Raw genomic sequence first — 19862 nt, 5'->3', positions numbered from 1 at the left:
CTGTTCGGATGTACTTCTCCGCCCATCGTAGCCGGGACCAGGCCGATTGCTCGCGTCAATATCACCGCGGCAGATCAGCCGGGCGGCCACGTCAAATGACGCCCGCCGAGGACGTGGGCGTGCACGTGGAAGACCGTCTGCCCGGCCCCCGGCCCGGTGTTGAAGACCACCCGGTAGCCACCCTCGGCCACGCCCTCCTGCACGGCCACGGCGTGCGCGGCCTTGAGCACGTCGTCGGCCAGGCCGTCGTCGGCCCCGGCCAGGGCGGCCGCGTCGGCGTGGTGCTCCTTCGGGACGACCAGCACGTGCGTGGGAGCCTGCGGGTTGATGTCGCGGAACGCCAGCGCCCTGTCGTTCTCAAGGACGATCTCGGCCGGAATCTCCTTGGCCACGATCTTGCAGAAGAGGCAGTCGGTCACAGGCAGCACCTTACCCACAGGGCTCGCTCTTCTCCGTCCTTCCCAGCTTGGCCGCCTCCAGCCGCTCGGCGATCAGCTCGATGTCGTCCAGGGTCGGATCCTCCACGGAGGAGACATACTTCGTCACGCATGCCCGGAACACGTCGCTGAACTGGGTGTAGTGCTCCAGTTTGGGCCGCGCGGCCGCCGGCAGCGAGTCCTTGATCGCGGTCGCCAGTTCCCGCAGGTCCTTCTCCGACGGTACGGCGGCCGTCCCGTCCTCGGCCTCCCTGGGACAGACAGGCACGTCCTCGTAGGCGGCCTCGACGACCGGGGCGTAGCCGCCACACGCGAACAGCAACCGCTGGTTGTCCGGCCGAAGGAGGAATTTCACGAACTTGAGGACGCTGTCGTACTTGTTGGATCTGGCGGTTATGGCGAGGTTCGAGCCGCCGAGCGTCGCCGGGCCCGGCAGCTTCGACACATGGAAGGGCACCCTGCCACCAGAGATCAACTGCAGATCCGCGTACGGCCAGTGCCGCAGGTACCCGGCGTCCCCGTCGGCGAAGGCGGCCAGACTCTCCGCCTCCTTGTCCTGCCAGGAATCCCCCAGTGTCTGGTCGCGCTGCCCCTGCCGCATCCGCAGCAGCGCGGTGAGCGCCAGCCGGTTGTTGGGCGGCCGACCGAGCACGATCTCACCGTCGTCGTCCACCACGGCGGCGCCGTCGGCCCTCAGCAGTTCGAGCAGGCCCACAGTCTGACCCTCGTAGTCGTCGAGCTGCGCCAGGTACCCGCCGCTAGGGAAATCGGCCCTGGCGGCGCGCGCCGCCTGCCAGAGCTCGTCCCAGCTCTCCGGCACCCGCTCGTCCCTGCGGTACAGCAGGCCCACGTCCAACGCGAACGGCAACGCGTACTGCCTGCCGTCCCACTGACCGCTCTCGCTCGCCTGCCGCACCAGACCGGACGGTACGTCCTCGGGGCTGATCTCGCTGAGCAGGCCGGCGGCGGCGAACTCGGGCGTCGAGGCGCTGTCGATGATCAGCAGGTCATAGGTCTGGCAAGGGTCGGCCTGGGCGGCGGCCATCATCTCGTCGTGCTTGAGATCGGCCACCCTGGAGATCTCGATCAGCAGGACGCGCGCGTCCTGCCAGCCGCTGATCAGCTCCCTGCGCGCGCCACCGACGCTCACGTCGTCGCCGGTGGCGACCCTGATCACGCCATCGTCCACGCACTCCTCCGCGGGCGTCGCCCGGTCCGCGACGACCACCGCCCCCAACGTGAACAGTGCCCCCGCCACCACGCCTGCGGCAGCGGCCCGCCATCGCGGCGCCGTTACGAGCTCTCCCGCCACAGCTTCGTCAGCTCCTTGTCGACCTCGCCGACCTGATCCTGGTATGGCGTCGCGGCGTCGGACCCGATGCGCGCGCATCGGATGAGCTCGCCGACCGCCGCGAGCAGCCGCTTGATGTGCGGCGCGCCGCACTCCTGCTCGCCGGTGAGCAGCAGCCGGATCCTGAGCCCCTGCACCTTCGCCAGCGCGGCCACCGTCTTGCCGAGGTCGCCCGACTGGCTGCCGCCGTCGGTCAGCATGACGATCACCGGGTTCGGGGCTTCCGCGAGCAGGGGCGCCGCCAGCGCCAGCACATCCCCGAGCGGAGCGTCACTCCCGTGTACGGCCAGCGTCCCCAGCCGCCTGGTCACCTGGTCCATGCCCGTCACCACGGTCTGGCCGACCCCGCCAGGAGAGGAGAAAGTGGCCAGCTGGACCGTGTCGGGGCCGTCACGCAGCCGTCTGAGCAGGGTCTTGGCCCCGGAACTGGCCGTCTGCAGCGCGGTGCCGCCCGTGATCGGGTTGTCCATCGAGCCCGACTCGTCGACCAGCAGGAGCAGCGAAGTCTGCGGATGCGCCTTGCCGAGGCGGTCGATCAGGCTGGCGATCGGGTCGCCCGGCTCGTCCTTGGCCGATGCGCCGCTGTCCGCCTTCCGTGACGGCAGCGTCCTGCCGAGCGGCATGGGCTCGTTGCGGTGGAACACACCCGCCGAGTCGCGGTAGCCGTACTCGGAGAGCTTGTCCTGGGCGAGCCAGTCATGGAAGTCGATCGCCGCCCGCTCACGCCGTTCGTTCCACTGGTTGGCCCACTTCAGCCGGACGAACGGGTAGCTGAGGGCAGGCAGTTCGGTGAGCGGGTACCAGGACAGGTTCGGGCCCTGGGGACCCGGGCCACAGGCGCCCAGGCCCTGACGCTTGTTGACCGCGTAGACGAGGTGCTCGGGCACGATCATGGCGAGCGGCTCCTTCTTGACGTCGAAGCGGTCGCGAGCGTGGCAGAGGAGGCCGGCGGCGTCGGAGAGCGGCAGGTCGGGCGGAGTGTAGGCGATCTCGTCGGCGACGTCCTGCGAGGTGTCGGGGCCGTAGAGCCCGCTGCTCGCCATGAGCCCGATCTCCGACAGGTCGGCGCGCGGCCTGGCTAGGGGCGCCCTGACGTTCTTCAGCCATTTCCGCAGGCCGGGCAGGCTCGTGGGCAGGGACCGCGTGCCCCTCAGCCGCTCCAGCGTGGGCGTGAACGCGACCACCAGTGCGGAGGTGGCCACCGGGGACATCCTGTCGAACCTGACCTGCCCGAGGTTGGCGAAGGCCCGGCCGAGGTAGTCCGCGGTGGCCGCGCTGGAGGCGATCCAGATGTCGGGGTGAAGCGCGATCAGCGCGCGGTAGTCCTTGCCGTTCCAGGAGGCGGAGTCGTTCCAGTCCCTGTTGGCCGCCCGGGCCATGGTGGCGAGCGGCGGCTGGGCTGTCACGGAGAACCGCACGTACGGGCAGCCGCGCAGGTCGGCGCTCTCGCGGGCGTAGCGGCGGCCCGCCTGCAGCAGCGCCTCCACGTTCTCGGCCGAGGTGAGCACGCGCAGCTCCAACGGCTGGTCGCAGGGGCTGGAGGTCACCCAGCCCACCCCGAGCCGCACCGCCGACGTACCGGCCAGCACGAGCACGACCGCGAGCACCCCGGCGACGAATCCGAACGCCCCCGTCGTCAGGGAGCCCACCCGCTCCCTGACCCCCTTCGGGATGTGCTTGCCGGGGGACACGATCAACTGCCGCACCCGGTCGGAAAACGCCCTGAGCTTGCTGCTGCGCGGGGCCACGGGCTCCTTGATTTGGCCGGTCGGGGCAGGGAGCAGGACCACCGCCACGACAGCGGTCAGGATCACGATCACCACGGCGACCGCGGTGAACACCCCTAACCCGATCGCACCCACGCCCAGCAGCGGCGCCGCGACAGCCCCCAGAAAGGCCCAGAGCGGCGTCACGATGGCGGCAACGAGCTTGAGCCGCTCCCCCCGTCCTTTGTCAGGGGCGGCCTCAGAGGTGCCCTCAGAGGCAGCCTCGTGGTCCGACTCGGAGTCCGACATCCTGCCCTGATCCTAGATCGGACGGAATCCCCTGTCTCCGTTGCGAATCGGTAATCCTCCGTGCCGTGCTTCTGAAGATCCACGCGGTTAGGGTTAGTGTGCAAGACTGCCGAAAAATAAGACGATTCAGGGTCGGGCGAGGCCACCTGGCGAGGACACGACTGGGTAATGCCCCCTAAGGAACCGCAAGAGCGTAAACCCTCTGGGAAGGCCGCGCGTCCCAATGATGTGACCACCGAAACCCTCTTGGCCGACAGGTCGCTGGGGGCGGTGCCGGTCGGGTGGGACGCCGACATGGCCGTGACCGCGCTTTACAGCGCGCATTTTCGGTCATTAGTTCGTCTCGCCGTGTTGCTGGTGCGAGACATGGCAACCGCGGAAGAAGTCGTGCAGGACACGTTCGTCGCCATCCATGGCGCCTGGCGTAGACTGCGCGATCCCGACAAAGCACTTGCCTACCTGCGGCAATCCGTCGTCAACCGGTCCCGTTCCGTGCTGCGTCACCGCGCGGTCGTCGAGAAGTACGCGCCCAAGGGCCTGCCCGATGCTCCGAGCGCCGAGAACGGCGCGATCGGCGAGCTCGAACGCACCGCCGTCATCGAAGCGCTAAGGTCCCTGCCAACACGTCAGAGAGAGGCACTCGTCCTTCGCTACTACGGTGATCTGTCCGAGGCTGAGATCGCCCACGCCATGGGCATCAGCAAGGGTGCGGTCAAGAGCCACACAGCTCGTGGCATGGCCGCCTTGCGATCCGTCCTGGAGAAAATGTCATGACCCAGTCCCCCGACGAGTACGGCGACGTCCTGCGCCGTGTGCTCCGCGCGGAGGCGGACACGGTCGTGCCCTCGCCGGAAGGACTGGAGATCATCCGCGCCCGCATCGAGCGGCGCGGGGTGCGCAACCTGTTCTGGTGGCGAGCAGGCGCCGCCGCCGCCAGCGCGGTGCTGGTGGCGGGCACGATCGTGATGGTCGTCCCCGACCTGCGGCACAAGGTCATGCAGCAGGACACCATCGAGCCCTTGGGCAACTCCACGTCCAAGCCGCCGGCCAACTCCTCGACCAGCCGGCCGGCCTCACCCAAGCCGACCCGGCCGCCGGACGATCCCCCTGCCGTGGTGCCCGGCCCCGTCACCTCCGCGCCCTTGCCCGCCTCGGAGACCGCCAGGTCCACCAGCAAGCCGACGCCCAAGGCGACGCCGACACCGACGCCCACGCCGACCAAGTGCCCGACCCCTACCGAGGAGCAGCCGCCGGAGGACTGCCCCACGGACGAGGCGACACCCACCCCGACGCCGTCCGCGTCGGAGACGAGCACGCCCGCCGCGACCTGCCCGGCCGAGGAGTGCCCGCCCGACGACCTCGACACGACCCCGAACACCTTCGCCAGCCCACTCGGCGACACCCCTGTCTCCACCCCGTGAGCGACTGAGAGCACGCCGGCGGGACGATCCCCCTCACCAGCGACCGGTCCGTTTCGGCGGATTCACTCTCGTTCGGCCCGTGCGCGCGACCTCACCAGCGACCGGTCCGGGCCAGGAGTACGGCCGCCGCCGCCACCCCCGCCGTCGAGGTACGCAGCACCGTCGGGCCGAGCAGCACCGGCACCGCCTTCGCCGCCCTGAACCCGGCCAGCTCCTCGTCCGAGACACCCCCCTCGGGCCCCACCACGACGACGATGTCGCCCCCGGCGGGCAACGCCACGCCCGACAGCGGCTCGGCCGCCTCCTCGTGCAGCACCAGCCCGAGCGCCGCCCCGCCGAGCAGCGCCTCGACCCCGGCCGTGGACACCGGCTCGGCCACTTCCGGCAGGTGGAACCTGCGCGCCTGCTTGCCCGCCTCGCGGGCCGTCGAACGCCACTTGGCCAGCGACTTGGCCGCCCTGTCGCCCTTCCACTGGGTGACGCTGCGAGCCGCCGCCCAGGGCACGATCACGTCGACGCCCGCCTCGGTCATCATCTCGACGGCCAGCTCGCCCCTGTCGCCCTTGGGCAGCCCTTGGACGACGACCAGCCTGGGCTCAGGGGGCGGCACCTCGTAGCGGCCGAGCACGTCGAGCCTGAGCGCGTCCTTCAGCGCCTCACGCACCACGCACTCGGCGACCGCACCGGCTCCGTCCGTCAGGTCGAGCCGCTCGCCCACGCGCAGGCGCCGGACGGAGGCCGCGTGGCGCCCCTCGGAGCCGTCGAGGACCAGCTCCGGCCCGCCGAGGTCGGCGAGGCCGAGGACCAGGAAAACCGGCACGGTCACCGGCGATCACCCCAAAGTTTTTCACGTTGAGTAGTCAAGCGATCACGAAACGATTAAGGTTGGCCGAGATCGCACCTTCCTGACGTCACTCTACGAGGGGTCAGTAGCGATGACCGTTCCGTCCAGGAACACCCGTCGCGCGCGGCGCTGGCCGTGCGCGCTGAAGGCCCGGCTGACCGTCCTGCTCACCGTCCCTGCCACGATCGCCCGCTCGGCGCCGCGCCGGCTCGCCGGCAAAGCCCCCGACCCGGCAGGTCCCGGATCGGAGGGGCCCCATCGTCTCGCCGCCGGCCGCCCGCCCGATCCCGTCGCCGTACGCGATGTGCTCCGCTCGGCGCTGACCGCGGCCGGGTCGGGCCGCGCGGTGCTGGGCGAGGTCGACGACGCGCTGGTCAGGGGCACGGCCGTCGCGGAGATCGCGCACCTGGTGACCGAGCTGGTCGACAACGCGCTGACCTGCTCGGCCCCCGACACCGAGGTGGAGATCCGGGCCAGCACCCGGGAGGGCGAGTGTCACATCGCGATCGTCGACCAGGGTGTGGGCATGACCGAGGGAGAGCGCGCCGCCGCCAACGCCCGGCTACGCGGCGAGCGGCGCTTCTTCGCCGCTCCCACCCGCTATCTCGGCCACTACGTGGTCGGCAGGCTCGCCGAGCGGCTCGGCGCGCGCGTGTGGCTCGACGCATCGCCGCCACACGGCATCACCGCCCGGGTGGCCCTCCCGCGCAAGCTACTGGTGCCACGACGGGTCAGCGGCCGTTGAACGCGTCTCTCAGCCGCGAGAAGAACCCCTGTGTCCCCGGGGCGAACTTACCGGGCGGCCGCTCCTCTCCGCGTTGCTTGGCCAGCTCGCGCAGCAGCTCCTCCTGCGCCTCGTCGAGCCGCAGGGGGGTCTCCACGTTGACGTGGATGAGCAGGTCACCGCGGCCCGTCTCGTTGAGCCGCTGCACGCCCCTGCCGTACATCGTGATGACCTGGCCCGACTGCGTGCCCGGCCGCACGTCGACCTCCTCGGAGCCGTCGAGCGTCTCCACGGCGAGGTTGGTGCCGAGCGCGGCGGCCGTCATCGGGATCTGGACCGTGCAGTGCAGGTCGTCGCCACGCCGCTCGAAGATCTCGTGCGGGCGCTCGACGATCTCCAGGAAGAGGTCTCCGGGCGGGCCGCCGCCGGGGCCGATCTCACCCTCGCCGGCGAGCTGGATGTGCGTGCCGTCCTCGACGCCCGCGGGGATGCGGACCTTGATCGTACGGCGGGTGCGCACGCGACCGTCACCCGAGCACTCCTGGCACGGGTGCCGGATGATCGTCCCGAAGCCGCCACACTGGGGGCACGGCCTGGAGGTCATGACCTGGCCCAGGAACGACCGGGTGACCTGGGAGATCTCGCCCCGCCCGTTGCACATGTCACAAGTGTCGGGGTGGGTGCCCGCCGCGGCGCCCGCGCCCTGGCAGACCTCGCAGAGCACGGCCGTGTCGACGACCAGCTCGCGGGTGGTGCCGAACGCGGTCTCGCTCAGGTCGAGCTCGACGCGGATGGTCGCGTTGCGCCCTCTCCTGGCCCGCGAGCGGGGCCCGCGGGCGCCGCCGGCAGTGCCGAAGAAGGCGTCCATGATGTCGCTGAACGGGAAGCCCGCGCCGAAGCCGGCCGCGCCCTGGCCCGCCGCCGCGCCACCGAAGGGGTCGCCACCCAGGTCGTACATCTGACGCTTGTTGGCGTCGGACAGGACCTCGTAGGCCTGCGTGATCTCCTTGAACCGCTCCTGGGTCGTGGGGTCCGGATTCACGTCGGGGTGGAGCTCGCGGGCCAGCCTGCGGTAGGCCTTCTTGATCTCTTCCTGACTAGCGTCACGGCGCACCCCGAGGGTGGCGTAGTAGTCGCTGTTTGCCACTTATCGACCTCTTATGATGCAGCCAGGATTTGGCTGACGTAGCGTGCCACCGCGCGCACGGCGCCCATCGTCACGGGGTAGTCCATCCTCGTGGGACCCAGCACGCCGAGCCGGGCCAGTTCGTTGTCACCAGAACCGTATCCGGTTGCGACGATCGACGTGCCACGGAGGAACGGGTTCTCCGAACCGATGCGCACGGTGAGCGTGGACGGGGTGTCTGTGGAAGTCTCGCCGAGCAGTCGCATGAGCACGACCTGCTCCTCCAGTGCTTCGAGCACGTCGCGCAGCCCGGTCGAGAAGTCGGCCCCGGCGAGGTTGGCCGCACCGGCGAACACGATCTTCTCGTCGTGGCGCTCGACGAGCGTCTCGAGCAGCACCGACAGGATCGTGGCCACCACCGGGCGGTCCTCGACAGGCAGTCGCTCCGGCAGGTCGGCGACCAACTCGGGCACGTTGACCAGGCCGCAGCCGTCGAGGCAGGCGTTGAGCACCGCACGCAGGTGCGCGATGCGGGTGTCCTCCACCACCTCGGGCAGCTCGACCACGCGCTGCTCGACGCGGCCCGTGTTGGTGATCAGCACGAGCATGATCCGCCGGTCGTGCAACGGCACGAGCTCGACGTGCCGGACCGTCGAGCGGGTCAGCGTCGGGTATTGCACGACCGCGACCTGCCTGGTGAGCTGCGCGAGCAGCCGCACCGTGCGGGTGACCACGTCGTCGAGGTCGACCGCGCCCGCGAGGAACGTCTCGATCGCCCGTCGCTCCGCCCCGGAGAGCGGCTTGACCTGCGAGAGCCGGTCGACGAACAGGCGATAGCCCTTGTCCGTCGGCACCCGGCCCGCGCTGGTGTGCGGCTGGGTGATGTAGCCCTCCTCCTCCAGCGCGGCCATGTCGTTCCTGACCGTCGCCGGGGAGACCTTCAGGTTGTGGCGTTCGGCGAGGGCTCTGGAGCCCACCGGCTCGTTGGTGGACACGTAGTCTTCGACAATGGCGCGGAGCACCGCCAGCTTTCTATCGTCGAGCACGCGCTCACCTCCTACCTGTGCCTTTCAAGAAACGACAGGTCTAGCACTCTGTGTTCCCGAGTGCCAAGTGTACGGCTCTCGCCCACAAGGTGCGATAACGCCGGTGCTAGCGAGTGGCCGCCCATAGGGCCCACACTGGCCGATATGACCGACGATTCCCAGCCCCCCTCCTACGGTCCGCCGCCGGGCCAGGGTCCTTACCAGGGTCAGCCTCCCCAGTACGACCAGGGCCAGCCTCCCCAGTACGGCCCTCCGCCACCGCCCCCATACGGTCAGCCGCAATACGGTCAACCTCAGTACGGCCAGCCTCAGTACGGCCAGCAGCCCTACCAGACCGGCCCCTACGGGCAGCCGTACCAGCCGGGACCCTACGGGCAGCCGCAGCGGTTCGGCCCGCAGGTGGACCCGAAGCAGATCAGGCCGCGGATGCGGTGGATCGCGGTCGTCTGGGGGGTGGCCCTGCTCAGCGTGCTGGCCGGGGTGGGATTGTTCGTGGGCGGCGTCTTCAACACGGTGAGCGCGGCGGCTCCGTCCAAGACGTTCGCGGCGGGCGAGAGCGTCACCGTGCCCCTGGACCCGGCGGACAAGCCGGTGGTGTACCTGTCCAGTACGAGCCCGGTCCATTACACGTGCCGGATCGACGGCGGCTCCGGCCAGGCCAAACTCGCCAAGGTCTCCGGCACCGAGAGCGTCTCCGAGGGCGCCACCAAGTGGCAGCTCATCCTCGTGGTCAACGCGCCGGCCAAGGGCGACTACCAGCTCACCTGCGCGACCCAGGAGCAGGCGAACGCGCGCTTCGGCGTCGGCCGCGACCTCTTGGCCTCCGCGGGCGGCCTGGTGGGCGGCGTGGCGGCGCTGGTGGTCATCCCGGGGCTGGGCGTGCTGGCCGCCATCATCACGACGATCATGGTCGTGACCCGCCGGAGCTCTCACCGCAAGCGCCTTGCGTCGGGCGGGTGATTTGCTACGGTCCCCGTGTGTACGAGGGTGATGTTCTCGCGGGGAATTGGCGGCGGCCGGGCAAGGGCAAGATCCCTCAAGTGCCCGCCGAACTCGATCTGGTCGTGGAGGACGCCGAGAGCGGCTTCTGCGGTGCCGTGGTGGCCTGCGACAAGGAGGCCGTCACGCTGGAGGACCGCTTCGGCAAACGCCGCCTGTTCCCGTTCGCGCCCGCCGCGTTCCTGCTGGACGGCAAGGTCGTGACGCTCGTACGGCCGGCCGCCACGGACGCCGCCGGGCCCAGGCGTACCGCGTCCGGCTCGATAGCCGTGGAGGGGCTGCGGGCCAGGGTGGCCAAGGAGAGCCGCATCTACGTGGAAGGCGTGCACGACGCCGCCCTCGTCGAGAAGATCTGGGGCCACGACCTCCGGGTGGAGGGCGTCGTGGTCGAGTACCTGGAGGGCGTCGACGACCTGCCCGCGATCGTGGCCGAGTTCGGCCCTTCGCCGGGACGTAGGCTGGGTGTGCTGGTCGACCATCTCGTCCCGGGCTCCAAGGAGAGCCGGATCGCCGCTCAGGTGACCTCGCCCCACGTGCTCGTCGTGGGACATCCGTACGTGGACATCTGGCAGGCGGTCAAGCCCTCCGTGGTGCGGATCCCGGCCTGGCCGGACGTACCGCGCGGGGTGCCGTGGAAGGAAGGCGTGATCACCGCCCTGGGCTGGCGGGTGGAGCCGGCCGACGCGTGGCGGCGGATCCTCGGCGCCGTGTCGGCTTACACAGACTTGGAGCCCGAGCTGCTCGGCCGGGTCGAGGAACTGATCGACTTCGTTACGGAGGCGTCATGAGCCAGGATCCCCCGCAGCAACCGTCGGACGACGACGCCACACGGCGCATCTCGCAGTCGGACATCAACCCCGAACCCCCGCAACCGGGGTATGGCGCTCAGCCCGGCTCGCAGCCGGGGGACGGGTCACAGCCCGGATATGGCGCTCAGCCCGGTTATGGTCCCGGGCCTGGGTCTGGTCCCGCGCCCGGTTACGGTCCTGAACCTGGATCTGGCGCCGGGCCCGGCTATGGTCCCGGCCCTGGAACCGGTGCCGGGCCCGGTTTTGGTGCCGGTCCCGGTTATGGCTCCGGCCCACAGGGCGGTTACGCCTACGGACAGCCGCCCACGCCGCCGCCCGGCTACCAGCAGCCCGGGTACGGCTACGCGGGCCCACAGCAGCGTCCGCCGCACGTCCCCGGCGTCTACGGTCCGCGTCCGGGCAGCGACGACACCACGATGGCCATGCTGGCCCACCTGCTCGGCCTGCTCGTCTCGTGGATCGGTCCGCTGATCATCTACCTGATGAAGCGGGACGAGTCGCCCTATGTCCGCGACCAGTCGGCCGAGGCGCTGAACTTCCAGATCACGATGTTCATCGGCTACATCATCGCGGGCGCGCTCACCATCATCATCATCGGGATCTTCCTGTTCCCGATCATCTGGATCGTGTCGCTGATCTTCCACATCCAGGCCGCCCTCGCCGCCAACAAGGGCGAGAACTACCGCTACCCGATCTCCATCCGCATGGTCAGTTGAGCATCGGTCTCAGCCCAGCAGATCGCGTACGAGAGCGTCGGCCAGAAGCCGCCCGCGCAGGGTGAGGACCAGCCGGCCCGCCTTGAACGGCTCCGGCTCCAGCAGCCCGCCGCCCAGCGCCGCCGCGACGGCCGTACGCGCGCCCGGAACGACGTCGGCGAGCGGATAGCCGGACGACAGCCGGAGCTCCAGCATCAGGCGCTCGGCGTCGCGGTCGTCGTCCGCGAGCACTTCGCGCGCGTGCGCGGGTGAGGCGCCCGCGGCCAGGCGCTGCGCGTAGGCGGCTGGGTGCTTGACGTTCCACCAGCGGGTGCCGCCCACGTGGCTGTGCGCGCCGGGGCCGGCCGCCCACCAGTCGCCGCCGGTCCAGTAGAGCAGGTTGTGCCGGCACCGCGCGTCGTCGTCGGTGGCCCAGTTGGACACCTCGTACCAGCGGAACCCGGCCTGCGCCAGCAGCGTGTCGGCGATCTGGTAGCGGTCGGCGGCCACGTCGTCGTCGGGCATCGGCAGCTCGCCGCGCCTGATCCGGGCGGCCAGCCGCGTGCCCTCCTCCACGATCAGCGAGTAGGCGGAGACGTGGTCGGGCTCGGCGGCGATCGCCGCCTCCAGCGACGCCCGCCAGTCGTCGTCCGACTCTCCGGGCGTGCTGTAGATCAGATCCAGGTTGACGTGCTCGAAGCCCGCCTTCCTGGCTTCTTGTACGGCCTGCGCCGCCCGGCCCGGCGTGTGCTGCCGGTCGAGAACCTTGAGCACGTGCTCCCTGGCGCTCTGCATGCCGAAGCTGACCCGGTTGAAGCCGCCGTCCAGCAGCCTGCCGAGGTAGGCCGGGTCGACCGACTCGGGGTTGGCCTCCGTGGTCACCTCGGCGCCCGCCATGAGCCCGAACTCCGCGTCGATCGCGCCGAGGATCCGGCCCAGGTCTTCCGCGGGCAGCAGGGTGGGCGTGCCGCCGCCGAAGAACACCGTCTCGACCGGGAGCTCCACGTCACCGAGGACGCGTCGCGCCAGCCGTACCTCCTCGATGGCCGTGTCGGCGTAGTCGCGATGCGACGCACCGGGGCCCAGCTCGGCGGCGGTGTAGGTGTTGAAGTCGCAGTAGCCGCAGCGGGTCACGCAGAACGGGACGTGCACGTAGAAGCCGAACGGACGCTCGCCGAGGCCGCGTAGCGCGCTCTCGGGCAGGTCGCCGGACGGGGGCGCGGCGTCGCCGTCGGGCAGAGTGGATGGCACGCCTCCAGTGTGCCCGCTGCCATTGACTGCCAGGTCCAGCGGCCCTACGATCCGAGAAATTATTAGGAAAGTTTCCTATCTGGGGACAGCTGGTGAAGAAAAAGCTCCTGATCTCGCTCTCACTCCTCCTCGGCCTCTCGGCGATCGCGGTGCCGGCCGAAGCGCATACCGGCTTCAAGCGCGTCGCCTACTTCGTCCAGTGGGGCGTCTACGGCCGCAACTACCACGTCAAGGACGTCGAGGCCAGCGGCGCCGCCGCCAAGCTGACGCACCTCAACTACGCCTTCGGCTTCGTCAACGCTGAGGGAACCTGCTACTCGGCCGACCCCTGGGCGGACTGGCAGCGCCCGGTGCCCGCCGAGCAGAGCGTGGACGGCGTGGCCGACGCGCCCGGGCAGGCCCTGAACGGCAACCTCAACCAGCTACGCAAGCTCAAAGCCAAGCACCCGGAGTTGAAGGTGCTGATCTCGCTGGGCGGCTGGACCGGCTCCCGCTACTTCTCCGACGCCGTACTCACCCCCGAGTCCCGCGCCAAACTGGCGCAGTCGTGCGTCGACCTGTGGCTGCGCGGCGACCTGCCGGGGCTGGCGGCGGGCTCCGGGGCCGGGGTGTTCGATGGCATCGACATCGACTGGGAATGGCCCGCTTCGTCCGGCGCCGACGGGAACGTCATCCGGCCCGAGGACAAGCGAAACTTCACCCTCTTCGTGACGGAACTGCGGTCGCGACTGCGGGCGTTCTCCGCGTCATCGCAGCTGACGGCCTTCCTGCCGGCTGCGACTGCCAAGATCGACGCCGGGTTCGAGGTGCGGCAGGTGTTCAGGCAGCTCGACTTCGCCACCGTCCAGGGATACGACCTGCGAGGCAGCTGGGAGCTCCAGACCGGCCACAACGGCAACCTGCTGACGGACCGGCGTGACCCGAACCCGACCCGGTACAGCGTCGACCAGACCGTGAGCGACTACCTGTCACGCGGCGCGCCCGCGAACAAGATCGTGGTCGGCGTTCCCGCGTACGGCCAGGGCTGGACCGGGGTGACGGCCGGCGGCGACGGCCTCTACAAGCCCGCCACCGGCCCGGCACCCGGCAAGTGGGGGGCGGGGACGGAGGACTACAAGGACCTGGTGACCAAGCCCGGCAAGCGGTATCGGGACCTGCGCACGGGGACGTTGTGGCTGTACGACGGGAACGAGTTCTGGTCGTACGACGATCCGAAGGTGATGCTGCAGAAGGCGGCCTACATCCGGCTCAAGGGGCTGGGCGGGTCGATGATGTGGTCAATCGACGAGGACGACTCCCGGGCCTCGCTCACGTCGGCGCTGTACTCGATACTGCGATGATCACGACACTGCTCACGGAACCAGGTGACCACGGAACCAGGTGACCACGTGATGCGGAGCCGCCCGATCCGGGCCGCCCTATCGCAGTCACCAGCCCGATTCTGGGCCGAGTGATCCGGGGCCGGATGATCGTGGTGTGCGGGCGTGTTTCCTGCAGCGCCCGCACACCACCCATCCGGCGGAGGTGCCTCCACCCCAGGGTGGAGATCCACGACTCAACCCCCAGTCCGATCCGCAGCCACATCCTCCCTCCCTACCGTCAAGCCCATGGAGCCCACACAGAGCGCCCTGCTCATCCTCGCCGCCGCCGTCTTCATCGTTTACCGGCAGATGATGACCCGCCCCACGGCCAGGAACGGCATCGTCTACGTTTCCGCCGCCATGATCGTGCTCGGCGTATTCACCGGCGGCCTCATCGACGGCGACCACCTGGCTCTCAGCCTGGCCCTGGGGGTCGTGGAGGCCGTCGCCGCCGTGGTCTTCGGCGCCATCCGTGCCGCGACCGTACGCGTCTGGATGGACGAGGCCGGAGTGACCTGGTCGAAAGCCACCCCCTTGACCCTTCTGGCCTGGCTGGCCTCGCTCGCGAGCCGCGTGGGCCTCTACTTCGCCGGCGCCGCCCTCGGCCTGCCCGTCTCGACCTCCGGCCTCCTGTTCTTCATCGGCTTGACCATCGGCACTCAGGCCCTCCTCGTCGCCCGTCGTGGCCGCGCCCTTTCCGGTACGACCGTGCGGGCGGATAGCTTCGTGGAGTGATGCCCGACCCGTCAAAGATCGCCCCCTTCGCGCTGCGATTGGGGGTGATCGTGGTGTTCGTGTGGGCACAAGTGCGGGCCAAGCCCACGCTCGGATTGACCGGCACCAGCCTGACGGTCACCGCACTGACCTCGGCCATAGTGATCACGCTGCTCGTCGTCCAGTTCCCCCTGGCCCGCAAGGCGTCCGCACTCCAACAGGACCGCAAGGCCCCAGGGCCCTCGCCGGCCCAACCACCGCCCCGACCCCGGCTGGACCGAGCGATCACGTCCCGCGTGTCCCGCATCGCGATCACGTCCCGCCGGTCCGTCAGAGCGATCGCGTCCCAAGCGTCCACCGCAGCGGCCAGGTCTCGGGTGCCTGTCATGGCGGTCGCTCTCGGATTGTCGGTCGCTCTCGCGATCACCCTCGACGCCGTGGTCGACGGCGGCCCGGCGCTCGCCGTACTGCTCTACTGCCTCGGTACGGCGGCGGCCCGGTTGCCACTGCGTCACTCGGTGCCGATCGGAGTCCTGGCCATCGGCAGTCTGCTTGTGGAGGGGGCGATCTACGGGCGGCTGGATCGCGATCTGAGCCTCATTCTCAGCGTCTGCCTGGTGTTCCTGGTGGCGTACTCGATCAAGGAACGCCGCGCGGCCAGAGCCGCCGAGGCCCGTGAGGACATACTCGCGGAGAGGGCGCGGATCGCCAGAGAGATCCACGACATCCTCGCCCACTCGCTGTCGGCGCAGCTCGTGCACCTGGAGGGCGCCAAGCTGCTGCTCCGCGCGGACAAGACCAACGAAGCACTCGACCGTGTGGTCCGCGCCCGCGACCTGGCCAAATCCGGGCTGGAGGAGGCCCGGCGGGCGGTGTCGGCCCTGCGCGAAGACTCCCCCGCCCTTCCACAGGCGCTGCGAACGCTGGCGGACGATTTCCAGGCGACCACCGATCGGGCGTGCTCGCTGCACATCTCGGGCGTGGAACACCGTCTACCCCCGGAGACGGAGCTCGCCCTGCTGCGCACGGCCCAGGAGGCTCTGACGAACGTACGGCGGCACGCGCCCGGCTCTCCGGCCACGGTCAGGCTGGTGTACGAGCCCGGCTCATGCGACCTGCGCATCACCAACCCGGCCAGCGCGGAGCCGGGCACACCTGGGGGAGGATATGGCCTCGTGGGCATGCGCGAACGAGCCGAGCTTCTCGGCGGCACCCTGTCAGCGGGCGAGACGACCGACGGTTTCCAAGTCCATTTGTGGGTCCCAGCATGAGCCTGTGTGCGGATGAGACGAACGGCGGCTTCCGCGTCCACCTACGGGGTTCCCGCATGGCTTACCTCATCTCCGGCAGCCCCGCCACGGTGACCGGATCATGAGCGTCACGGTGGTGGTCGTCGATGACCAGGCCGCCGTCCGCGAGGGGCTGGTCCTGCTGCTCGGGCTCCTGCCGGGGATCGAGGTGGTCGGTTCGGCAGGGGATGGCGAGGCGGCGCTCCGCCTGGTCGCGGAGCGGCGGCCCGATGTGGCGCTGATGGATCTCCGGATGCCGCGCATGGACGGCGTCGAGGCCACCCGCCGCATCCGCGCCGAACACCCGGGCACCCAGGTGGTGGTGCTCACGACGTATTCGGACGACGAGTCGGTGTTCGCCGCGCTCAGGGCGGGGGCACGCGGTTTCCTCACCAAGAGCGCTGACTCGGACGAGATCGCCAAGGCCATCGCCACCGTTGTACGCGGTAACGCCCAGCTCGACCCCACCGTCCAACGCCGCCTCCTCGACGCCATGACGGCTCCCGACGACGGCCGACCCTGGGGCAGACAGCCGAACCGGACCACTCCAGATGGCGACCGCCCCCCGGGTGAGCGACCTGATCCCGACCCGCACGAACAGCCTGACCTCGCCAATGGCCCCACCGCTCTCCGACAGCCTCCCCTACCGCTCTTTGGCAAGCCGGACGCGACAATCGAACGGCGCGCTCCCGGCAGCGCGGACACCGCAACGAGCACCGGCGACGAAGCGCTCGCCGGCGCACGCGACGGCTTGACGCCGCGCGAGGTCGAGGTGCTGCGGCTCATCGCCGATGGCCTGTCGAACACCGAGATCGCCACCCGGCTTTTCATCAGCGAGGCCACCGTCAAGACCCACATCAACAACCTCTTCGCCAAGGCCCGCCTGAGAGACCGTGCGCAGGCCGTCACGTACGCGTACCGCCACGGTCTCGTCCGCCCGGACCCCTGACCTCGGCGAGGTTGAGCTGGGAGTCGTCATCGAAGCCCGCCAGCTGTAAGACCGTCTCCAGGGCGGCCTGCCGGGTCTCCTCGACCGAGCCGCCGCGTTCGCCGAAACAGTCGGCAGCCACATCGAGCACGGCCACCACCACGGCCGCATCGGGATAAGGCACGTCGACCAGGACGGTCCCGTCACCCGCTTCCTCGGCCGGCACCGCGTGGAGTCTCAGCAACCGCCGCATCTCCTCCGCCACGGCGACCCCCAGCACAGCAGCACGCTCGAATTGCTCAGCGGCAATCATGTCACCCTCCTATCGCACAGGTGTTCGGACATGAAAGTAGCGGGCGCCACCGACAGAATCCCCGGCGTACACGGGGATCCGGAAGCCGCGGACGGGTCGCGGCGCCTTGGGCTATGGGTGGCTACATTCGAACGGTGCCCGAATCGCTGGTGATCGTCCGCGACCTCAGAGTTGAGCTCGGCGGCAACGAAGTCCTGAACGGAATGTCCTTGACGGTGGCCCCCGGCGAGATCGTCGCCATAGTGGGGCCGAACGGGGCGGGGAAGTCCACCCTGCTGCGCTGCCTGGCCGGGCTGCAGGCTGTCAGCGGTGGTGAAGTGAAGGTGTTCGGGGCGCCGCCCGCCGACGACGCCGCGTTCTGGCGGCGAGTGGTGCTGATGGGTGACGAGCCCGCGTGGTACCCGGGGCTCACCGGGCGCGAGCACCTGGAGCTCGTACGGACCGTCCACGCCCGGCCCCGCATGACCGTGGACACCGCGCTCGACCTGTTCGAACTGCGAGAACGCGCTGACGCCCCACCGCTGAACCTCTCCACGGGGCAGCGTCAACGGCTCTCCCTCGCCGCGTCGCTGCTCAGGCCGAGCCGGTTGCTGCTGTTCGACGAACCCGAGCGCGGGCTGGACGCGGGCTTTCGCGAGCGACTGGCGGGGCTCCTGACCGAGTACGCGGCCGAGGGCGGGACCGTGGTCATGGCCACGCACGATCCTGAACTCGCGAAACGGGCGCGCCACATCTCACCGACCGCGGCCGAGGTCACGGCATGAGCACTCTCATGACGACCGGCAACAGGATGGTGCACCAGTGAGCCCGCAGCCAAAGCGCGGTACAACGGCGAGACCCGCCGCCACCCGTGCGACCGACGCCCCCGGTGAACCGTCCGCCCGGTCCGTGCGCGCGTTCGTCAGATCCCGTACCCGGGGCCCGTCCACCCTTCTGGACCGCTATGTGGCCATGTTCGGGCTGGCCATGGTGGCCGCGGTCGCCGGAAGGCCCGTCTCCTCCGCCATCGCGGGCATGGCCGGGCAAGCAGGGGCCGCGCACGTAGGCGCCGGGATGGCGCTCATCGTGCTCGCCTTCGCCGGCGTGGTCGCCGCCGCCCGGGCCGGCGGTCCGGTGGTGCTGTCCGCCGCCGACGCCGCGTGGCTGCTCCTGTCCCCGCTGGACCGGCGCGGCGTACTGGGCCGTACGGCACGCGTCCTGCTGCTCGTCGCGATCGTGGCGGGCGTGGCGCTCGGGCTGGGGTTGCTGGCCGTGCTAGGCGCCCCGGACCAGCTGATCTGGCGGCTGGCCGGTGCGATGGTGCTGGGTGTGTCGGCGAGCGTGGGCGCGATGGCGATGGCGGTGCTCGCCCAGCTGTCGCAGACATGGAACGCCTGGCTGAGCGCGGCGCTGGTCGTGCTCCTGGCGATGGCGGTCTTGGCGGCGAGCGGGACGGCGCGGAGCGTTCTTGCCGCCGTGGCCGGGGCGCCGCTGAGTGCCGTGTCCGCCGTCGCCGTCGGCTCCGCGACGGTCGCCACTCTCCTCGTACGGCGGGCATGGACCACGCTCGACCGGATACCCGCCAGGTCCATCCTCGCCACATCCACCCGGGCCGGACACGTGGCCGCAGCGGCCGTGGTGGTGGATCCCGGCGCGCTGACCTGGATCGCCGAGGACAACCACTGGCGAGCCAGGAAGCTGCGATCGAGGGCGTGGCCGTCCCTCCCGGCGCCGTTCGCGCTGGCCTGGCAGGACTGGCGTCGCGCCGCCCGCCGCCCCGGGCGGCTGGCCGCAGTGTTCGCGGCCACGGCGCTGCCGGCCGTACTCGCTCAGGCGGGAAACACCGGGGCGGCGGAGGTGAGCGTACTGGCCGGAGCGCTCTGGGTGGCCGCGGCGAACACGTCCGGCGCGCGCAGGGACGGCGACAACCCGAGCCTCATGAGGCTGATGGGCGTCGGCCCGCGTGCGGCGATGGCCGCACGGGCGCTACTGCCCGCGCTCCTGTGCGGCGCGTGGACGGCGGCGGCGCTGGCGGGTCTGGCCATGGTGGGCGGACTGCCCGCTGGGGCTTGGTGGCTGTTCGGGCCGCTGATCTCGCCGGCTGTGGCGGCGGCGGGGCTGCGGATGGCTCGGCGGAGACCGGTCGACCATTCGATGCCGGTCATCGACACCCCAGGCGGTGCGATCCCGACGGGTCCGCTCATCTGGGCGTTGACGGGGCCCGACCTCGCGTTGATCGGCTGCCTGCCCCTGATCGCAGCGCTGACGACCCGGCCCGCCGGCCTGGCGGAGTTCCTCGGGGCGCAGGCGGTGCTGGGGGTGGCCGTGCTCGCGGGCTACCTGGTACGGGTGCGCTCGGTTGACAATCGCAATTGATTGATAGGCGACGAGAGATGGACGTGGCACGTACGCAGGCCGTACTCCGCAAGCGTCGTCTTGGAGTATCCGTTCCTGTCGGGCCATCCGGAAAGCGATTTTTCGAGCAACTCGTCATTGCCGAAACTGATTGGCTGGGTCGCGAGGTATGCGCGGTAGTGGTCGGCCGTCTGAAAGAGGCCAG

General features: G+C 70.3%; 20 protein-coding genes. 12 read left to right on the top strand and 8 right to left on the bottom strand.

From position 1 onward, the window contains the following. Positions 1-74: 74 nt before the first annotated feature. Genes AB0F17_RS41370 through AB0F17_RS41360 form a run of 3 tightly spaced genes read right to left on the bottom strand, consistent with a single transcriptional unit; the run spans position 75 to position 3803 of the window. Positions 75-425, bottom strand: coding sequence for a histidine triad nucleotide-binding protein (locus AB0F17_RS41370; RefSeq protein ID WP_358034846.1), 351 nt, complete (start codon positions 423-425; stop codon positions 75-77). Positions 426-429: 4 nt separating this feature from the next. Then, positions 430-1749, bottom strand: coding sequence for an extracellular solute-binding protein (locus AB0F17_RS41365; RefSeq protein WP_358034747.1), 1320 nt, complete (start codon positions 1747-1749; stop codon positions 430-432). After that, positions 1731-3803, bottom strand: a complete 2073-nt coding sequence (locus AB0F17_RS41360) for a vWA domain-containing protein (RefSeq protein ID WP_358034744.1) — start codon at positions 3801-3803, stop codon at positions 1731-1733. Before AB0F17_RS41360 ends, AB0F17_RS41365 begins: the two co-directional genes overlap by 19 nt. Before the next feature lie 294 nt (positions 3804-4097). Between AB0F17_RS41360 and AB0F17_RS41355 the strand changes: the two genes are divergently transcribed. Next, complete coding sequence (locus tag AB0F17_RS41355) at positions 4098-4577, top strand: SigE family RNA polymerase sigma factor (protein ID WP_214638568.1); 480 nt, start codon at positions 4098-4100, stop codon at positions 4575-4577. Then, complete coding sequence (locus AB0F17_RS41350) at positions 4574-5224, top strand: hypothetical protein (protein WP_358034742.1); 651 nt, start codon at positions 4574-4576, stop codon at positions 5222-5224. The genes AB0F17_RS41355 and AB0F17_RS41350 overlap by 4 nt, the downstream gene beginning before the upstream one ends. 91 nt (positions 5225-5315) lie before the next feature. Here AB0F17_RS41350 and AB0F17_RS41345 read toward each other — a convergent pair whose 3' ends face one another. Beyond that, positions 5316-6050 (bottom strand): 16S rRNA (uracil(1498)-N(3))-methyltransferase, encoded by a 735-nt coding sequence (locus AB0F17_RS41345; RefSeq protein WP_358034739.1) that lies wholly within the window; start codon positions 6048-6050, stop codon positions 5316-5318. A 109-nt stretch (positions 6051-6159) separates the two neighbouring features. Between AB0F17_RS41345 and AB0F17_RS41340 the strand changes: the two genes are divergently transcribed. Next, on the top strand, positions 6160-6813 hold the full coding sequence (locus AB0F17_RS41340; RefSeq protein ID WP_358034737.1) for an ATP-binding protein: 654 nt from the start codon (positions 6160-6162) through the stop codon (positions 6811-6813). Here the strand turns inward: AB0F17_RS41340 and dnaJ are convergent. Both dnaJ and hrcA read right to left on the bottom strand, forming a co-directional pair. After that, entirely contained in the window at positions 6800-7939 is a 1140-nt protein-coding gene (dnaJ, locus tag AB0F17_RS41335; protein WP_358034735.1) for a molecular chaperone DnaJ, read from the bottom strand. The genes AB0F17_RS41340 and dnaJ overlap by 14 nt on opposite strands. Before the next feature lie 11 nt (positions 7940-7950). Then, positions 7951-8964, bottom strand: a complete 1014-nt coding sequence (gene hrcA, locus AB0F17_RS41330) for a heat-inducible transcriptional repressor HrcA (protein ID WP_214638424.1) — start codon at positions 8962-8964, stop codon at positions 7951-7953. A 144-nt stretch (positions 8965-9108) separates the two neighbouring features. On the opposite strand from hrcA, the gene AB0F17_RS41325 reads away from it, so the two are divergent. The 3 genes from AB0F17_RS41325 to AB0F17_RS41315 are packed head-to-tail and all read left to right on the top strand — an operon-like array spanning position 9109 to position 11488. Continuing rightward, a complete protein-coding gene (locus AB0F17_RS41325; RefSeq protein WP_358034732.1) occupies positions 9109-9924 on the top strand; it encodes a hypothetical protein in 816 nt (271 codons plus the stop codon). Positions 9925-9941: 17 nt separating this feature from the next. Next, positions 9942-10751, top strand: a complete 810-nt coding sequence (locus AB0F17_RS41320) for a DUF3097 domain-containing protein (protein WP_358034729.1) — start codon at positions 9942-9944, stop codon at positions 10749-10751. Then, positions 10748-11488, top strand: coding sequence for a DUF4870 domain-containing protein (locus tag AB0F17_RS41315; RefSeq protein ID WP_358034726.1), 741 nt, complete (start codon positions 10748-10750; stop codon positions 11486-11488). The genes AB0F17_RS41320 and AB0F17_RS41315 overlap by 4 nt, the downstream gene beginning before the upstream one ends. 9 nt (positions 11489-11497) lie before the next feature. On the opposite strand, the gene hemW is transcribed toward AB0F17_RS41315, so the two are convergent. Then, the gene (hemW, locus tag AB0F17_RS41310) at positions 11498-12718 is read right to left on the bottom strand and encodes a radical SAM family heme chaperone HemW (protein ID WP_358034724.1); all 1221 of its coding nucleotides are present in this window, start codon (positions 12716-12718) and stop codon (positions 11498-11500) included. A gap of 92 nt (positions 12719-12810) precedes the next feature. Between hemW and AB0F17_RS41305 the strand changes: the two genes are divergently transcribed. From AB0F17_RS41305 to AB0F17_RS41290, 4 genes are all read left to right on the top strand, one after another. After that, positions 12811-14058, top strand: coding sequence for a glycoside hydrolase family 18 protein (locus AB0F17_RS41305; protein WP_358034721.1), 1248 nt, complete (start codon positions 12811-12813; stop codon positions 14056-14058). A gap of 267 nt (positions 14059-14325) precedes the next feature. Further along, positions 14326-14814: a hypothetical protein gene (locus AB0F17_RS41300; RefSeq protein WP_358034717.1), complete on the top strand. Its 489-nt coding sequence runs from the start codon at positions 14326-14328 to the stop codon at positions 14812-14814. Further along, positions 14814-16064: a histidine kinase gene (locus AB0F17_RS41295; RefSeq protein WP_358034715.1), complete on the top strand. Its 1251-nt coding sequence runs from the start codon at positions 14814-14816 to the stop codon at positions 16062-16064. The genes AB0F17_RS41300 and AB0F17_RS41295 overlap by 1 nt, the downstream gene beginning before the upstream one ends. Before the next feature lie 100 nt (positions 16065-16164). Continuing rightward, positions 16165-17031: a response regulator transcription factor gene (locus tag AB0F17_RS41290; RefSeq protein ID WP_358034713.1), complete on the top strand. Its 867-nt coding sequence runs from the start codon at positions 16165-16167 to the stop codon at positions 17029-17031. On the opposite strand, the gene AB0F17_RS41285 is transcribed toward AB0F17_RS41290, so the two are convergent. Continuing rightward, positions 16988-17323, bottom strand: a complete 336-nt coding sequence (locus tag AB0F17_RS41285; RefSeq protein ID WP_358034710.1) for a hypothetical protein — start codon at positions 17321-17323, stop codon at positions 16988-16990. The two genes, AB0F17_RS41290 and AB0F17_RS41285, sit on opposite strands and share 44 nt — an antisense overlap. A 134-nt stretch (positions 17324-17457) precedes the next feature. Between AB0F17_RS41285 and ccmA the strand changes: the two genes are divergently transcribed. After that, a complete protein-coding gene (ccmA, locus tag AB0F17_RS41280) occupies positions 17458-18087 on the top strand; it encodes a heme ABC exporter ATP-binding protein CcmA (protein WP_358034708.1) in 630 nt (209 codons plus the stop codon). Between the two features lie 37 nt (positions 18088-18124). Beyond that, the gene (locus AB0F17_RS41275) at positions 18125-19678 is read left to right on the top strand and encodes a DUF6297 family protein (protein WP_358034705.1); all 1554 of its coding nucleotides are present in this window, start codon (positions 18125-18127) and stop codon (positions 19676-19678) included. The last annotated feature ends 184 nt before the right edge of the window (positions 19679-19862 follow it).

Source organism: Nonomuraea sp. NPDC026600, from assembly GCF_040638335.1.
GTDB lineage: Bacteria > Actinomycetota > Actinomycetes > Streptosporangiales > Streptosporangiaceae > Nonomuraea.
The sequence above is the reverse complement of the archived record's forward strand: the minus strand, read 5'-3'. Positions and strand labels throughout refer to the sequence as shown.